Genomic DNA, 2,148 nt, shown 5'->3' with positions numbered 1-2,148 from the left:
CCCCCGGCTCCGCGCCCGAGCAGCCGCGCGTGCTGGTGGTGGAGGACGAGCCGGAAATCGCCGCGGTGCTGTCGGAGGTGCTGCGCTCGAAGTACCGCGTGGAGGTCGCTCGCGACGGCGCGGAGGGCCTGGCCAAGGCGAGAGCGTCCCGGCCGGACCTGGTGGTGATGGACGTGTTCCTGCCCAAGCTGGACGGCCTGGACGCGGCCATGGCGCTCAAGTCCTCGTCGGACACGGCGCACATCCCGGTCATCCTCCTGTCCGCCCACCAGGGCGTGGCCGACAAGGTCCGCGCGCTCAACCTGGGCGCGGTGGACTACATGGCCAAGCCCTTCAACGCGGTGGAGCTGCTCAACCGCACCGAGCGCGCCCTCAAGCTGCGCCAGGGTGAGAAGGATCAGCAGGACAAGACGAACGCGCTCCAGCGGCGCACCGGCAGCGACCCGGCGACGGGCCTGCTCGACCGCCGCGGCCTGCTCTTGCGCCTGGAGCAGGAGGTGGCCCGCAGCCGGCGCTACCACCGCGCCCTCACGCTGGCGGTGCTCCGTCCGGACCGCGACCTGGACGTGATGCCGCCCAACATGGCGGAGGTGATGCGCAAGCGCGTGCGCCACCCGGACTCCATCTCCCACCTGGGGCTGGGCGTCTTCGCGGTGGTGCTGCCCGAGTGCAACGCGGACGCGGCGCGCACGGTCATCAACCGCCTGATGCCGGACGTGGAGCAGGTGACCTCCATCGAGTACCGGGCCGCCCTGGCGGACGTCAGCCAGGACAGCGATCCGGTGGAGAAGCTGCTGGAGAAGCTGGGGGCGCCTCCGCCCGAGGTCCACTAGCCCGCGTGCGCCCGCTCCCGCTCCTCAGCCGTGCCGCCGTGTTGTGCCTCGCGCTGGCCGCCGGAGGTTCGGGGGCCGCGCCCGCCAGGCAGGCTCCGGCGAGGGCCCCGGCCCCGCACGTCGACCGCGAGGCGATGCGCGAGGCCATGGACTCGAGCGAGCGCGACGACGAGCCGTCCGCGTCGTCCGCCAGCTACGCGCACTACCTCCAGGCGCGGCTGATGCACCTGGAGGGCAACCACCGGGCCTCGGTGGACGAGCTGCGGCTGGCGCTCGCCACCGACGACGGCAACCCGACGCTCCTCACCCAGCTGGGCGAGGAGTACGCGCGCCTGGGCGACCTGGAGCGCGCCGAGCGCGAGCTGCGCCGGGCGGTGGAGCGGGCCCCCACGCACTACGCCGCCCACGTGCTCCTGGGCCGGGTGCTGCTGGAGTCCGGCCGCACGGCGCGCGCGAAGCAGCACCTGCGCCGCGCGGTGTCCCTGCGCCCCCGCGAGCCGGAGGCGTACCTCGTCCTGTCCCAGCTGTACCTGGACGCCAGGGACCCCGACGAGGCCGTGAAGGTCGTGGAGTCGCTGGCCCACGCGGTGCCGGGAGAGGCCTCCGGGTACCGGCGGCTGGGGCTCGTCCTGGCCGAGCGCGGCGACGCGGCCCGCGCCGAGCGCCTGCTCGTGAAGGCCTCCGAGCGCGACCCGGGTGACGTGGAGGTGTGGTCCACGCTGGCCCGGCTCCACGAGGACGCCGGCCGGCCGCGCGAGGCGGAGGACGCGCTGGCCCGCGCGCTGGAGGCGGATCCGGATAGCCGCGAGGTGCTCCTGTCCGCGGGCCGCGCCGCGCTGAAGGCCGGTTCGGTGACGCGGGCCCGGGCGTACTTCGACCGGTTGCTGTCGCTCTCCGCGTCGCCGGAGCTGGCCGTGCGGGTGGCCTTCAGCTACCTGGCCTCGGGCGAGCCCGCCGCCGCGGAGCAGGTGCTGGACGCCGCGCGCAAGGACGCGCCGGACGAGCCCCGCCTGGCCTACTACGCGGGCCTCGTCGCGGAGCGCACGCGCCGCTTCGCCGTCGCCGCCCGGGACTTCGAGGGCGTGTCCCCGGAGTCCGAGGTGTTCCCCGACGCCCGCGCGCGCCAGGCCCGCTGCCTGTCGCTGGTGGGAGCCCATGACCGCGCGCTGGCGCTCTACCGCGCCGCCCTCCTGGACGCGCCGGACGACGTGGAGGTGCGCGTCGGCTACGCGCGCGCGCTGGAGCGGAGCGGGGACGCGGCCCGGGCGGAGAAGACGCTGCGCGAGGCGCTGGCGGGGGAGGGTGGGGCCTATGC

2 protein-coding genes are annotated in these 2,148 nt (G+C 75.5%); both read left to right on the top strand.

Going from position 1 to position 2,148, the window contains the following annotated elements:
* Positions 1-833 (top strand): response regulator (locus tag D7X55_RS38800; RefSeq protein ID WP_147470402.1); only part of this gene is annotated, 833 nt, incomplete at its 5' end.
* 5 nt (positions 834-838) lie between these two features.
* The coding region (locus D7X55_RS38795) for a tetratricopeptide repeat protein (protein ID WP_233610344.1) at positions 839-2,148 on the top strand (1,310 nt) is incomplete at its 3' end.

It is taken from the genome of Corallococcus sp. AB049A, from assembly GCF_003668885.1.
Classification (GTDB): Bacteria; Myxococcota; Myxococcia; order Myxococcales; family Myxococcaceae; genus Corallococcus; species Corallococcus interemptor.
Note: the sequence above shows the minus strand (reverse complement) of the source record. Positions and strands in the feature narration are given on the sequence as shown.